Origin of the sequence: Xenorhabdus anantnagensis (genome assembly GCF_028598555.1) — a bacterium.
GTDB classification, from domain to species: domain Bacteria; phylum Pseudomonadota; class Gammaproteobacteria; order Enterobacterales; family Enterobacteriaceae; genus Xenorhabdus; species Xenorhabdus anantnagensis.
Genome location: NZ_JAQRFN010000069.1, coordinates 1 through 2,201, shown reverse-complemented (window position 1 = coordinate 2,201; position 2,201 = coordinate 1). Strand labels below are relative to the sequence as shown.

Annotated in this window: 4 protein-coding genes; all 4 read right to left on the bottom strand. The window is 42.6% G+C overall.

Annotation, left to right across the window (positions count from 1 at the left end; translation table 11 throughout):
- Nucleotides 1–676, bottom strand: a 676-nt coding sequence (locus tag PSI14_RS19825; RefSeq protein WP_273577698.1) for a phage baseplate protein, incomplete at its 3' end; no start/stop codon positions are given.
- Nucleotides 657–1,544 (bottom strand): baseplate hub protein, encoded by an 888-nt coding sequence (locus PSI14_RS19820; RefSeq protein ID WP_273577697.1) that lies wholly within the window; start codon nt 1,542–1,544, stop codon nt 657–659. The genes PSI14_RS19820 and PSI14_RS19825, both read right to left, overlap by 20 nt.
- Entirely contained in the window at nt 1,534–1,806 is a 273-nt protein-coding gene (locus PSI14_RS19815) for a phage baseplate plug family protein (protein ID WP_273577696.1), read from the bottom strand. Before PSI14_RS19815 ends, PSI14_RS19820 begins: the two co-directional genes overlap by 11 nt.
- Nucleotides 1,806–2,201 (bottom strand): hypothetical protein (locus PSI14_RS19810; protein WP_273577695.1); only part of this gene is annotated, 396 nt, incomplete at its 5' end. The genes PSI14_RS19815 and PSI14_RS19810, both read right to left, overlap by 1 nt.

Below are 2,201 nucleotides of genomic sequence, written 5' to 3'. Positions count from 1 at the left end.
TAGGTGGGCTGGTATTCGAGCCTTGTCCGTTCTCGTGGTGAGTGTGGCTGTTATATAGCTCGCGCATTCCCGCCATCGATTGGGAATTGGTGGCAATGTTGTCAGTAATGTTGCTGCTGGCCTGAATGGTGCTGGTCGCCTTGACTGGTGCATCGAGTTCAATTTCAGAGGCTTTGATGGTGATTTTACCGGGCGAAATAATATCAATGTCACCGTCCTTAAAGTGCATAAACTGGCTAGGCGTTCCATTGAGTAAGCCGCCGATATAGAGACTGTCAGCCATGTCATACTTGCGTTTGCTCTCTGGTGGGGCTGAACCTTTGACTCTCTTCACCTTCGAGATATCCCGACTGACAGTGAAGCAGAAGCCGAGGTCGCCCGCTTTCGGGTCGAGAATCACTGCATTTGCACCGCCCTGATACCGGAAATAGGGCACATTGTAGACAGTGGCATTCTCATAGACATTCCCCGCGCCATCAACTTGCTGTACCAGTGGCAGGATATCGACATAGCCCACAGGCGCTACACCACCACCTCTGACTTTCTCCACCCTGCATATTGTCACCGTACCCATTTTGCCAATCAGTGACCAGATAATAGCTTCCTGAGCCATCGCTCCACCAATAGTTACCTGTGGATCATACAACGAAACTTGTTCATTTTTTGATTGCGGCATAGTTATCACCTCTCCGCTGAGCCATGACTTCCATAATCCATTGCGCAGAATCTTGTTCTGTTTCTAGTACTATCCTGACACCGTAAGTCAGCCAGTCGTCATTACAAATAGATATCTGGCTGCCAGCAACTCTGACAATCCCCCCAAATCTCACCAGCGGGTTATAAAAACATTTAAATTGAATACCTATCATTGTTGGAACTGGATAGCCAATAAGCCCGGTTTCGGGAGAAATAACCGGAATTTTCAGATTTCTCGGCTGATCTTTTTTTGTCACGCTAATGGAATTGCTTTCGATATATAAATTTAGATTAGCAGCTTCCGCGAGCCATTTAATCTTCTCCATATTTGTATTTCCAAGGTATACATCTGATAAGATCACACTAACCCCATTAGATTCAAATGAATAACCCATACGTTTGCAGATGTTGCTCATGATATTGACGACATCGTGTTCTCCTTCATAACTCTCTGCATCTACGCCAGTCATTTTCTCTAAAATAGCCGTTTGCGCTTCAATTATCAGTGCAATATTGGGAGCATCATCAAAATTAGGACGAGCAAACGCAATCCCACCTTTGAATACTTGAGATAATTCCTCCCCCTGATCACCAGCTTCAATTGTGATGGTATTGCGCAGTGCCTCTAATGTGTTATATTTTCTACGTAGTAACCTCTCCATTGTCTCCAATGGCAATCCATGTATTTTAATCTGTGCTTGAGGTGATATAGCCCCATTACCATAATTAACCTCAACGCTAACTCTAAACCCGGTTGCAGAAAGCTTATTTTGCCCGCTTGAAGTGAATGATTCGTTTTCGCCGGAGAGGGTGAGGGTTATTCTAATTTCTTTTCTATTAAAAGCCATTTATCCATACCAACCTATATCGAGAGCCTAATTTTGAATATTCTGGATCGGTATTTCCTTCGACATCTGAAAATACCAGCCATTCGCAAATGTACGTCATATTGCGGCAGATGCGATTACATACCAGATATTCCCCGTTTTTTTTGACCGTAGCAAATAAATTGCCAAGTCTCGTTTCCAGTATTAAATCGTAATTATTACTTTCCAAAGAAAAAGAAACAGCCTGATTTGGAGTTTTGTCTAAAGGAATTTCGGTTATCATTAAAAATGCCCTCCACTTATTTGCTTAACCATATTTTCAGCTTGCTTTTTTGCTTCTATTAAATCATTTCCTATACCATCAAGTCCTTTTAATATTACCTTGCTGCCCTCTGCTAATACTTTTATCGTTGACATATTGCCATCCTTGTTTATCTCTCCTATTTCTTTAAACATTGTTGCCATAGAGCCACCGGATGAATTAACTTCAACCTGCTGTGTCTTATCTCCAATATCTTTATTTTTAGCATCATCAGGATTTTTAACCTCTTCTTTGTCGTACTTAACCTTAACCTCGCGTATTTCCTCCAGATGCACGTTCACCTTAATCAGTGTCGCACCATCCTTAGACTCACGCGCCAAATCATAGCCAACGACAGCCGCGTTGGTGTAGACAAA

What these genes read in the sequence shown, in the direction of transcription:
- PSI14_RS19820 (WP_273577697.1), bottom strand. Translation starts at nt 1,544, where the DNA reads ATGGCTTTTAATAGAAAAGAAATTAGAATAACCCTCACCCTCTCCGGC.
- PSI14_RS19815 (WP_273577696.1), bottom strand. Translation starts at nt 1,806, where the DNA reads ATGATAACCGAAATTCCTTTAGACAAAACTCCAAATCAGGCTGTTTCT.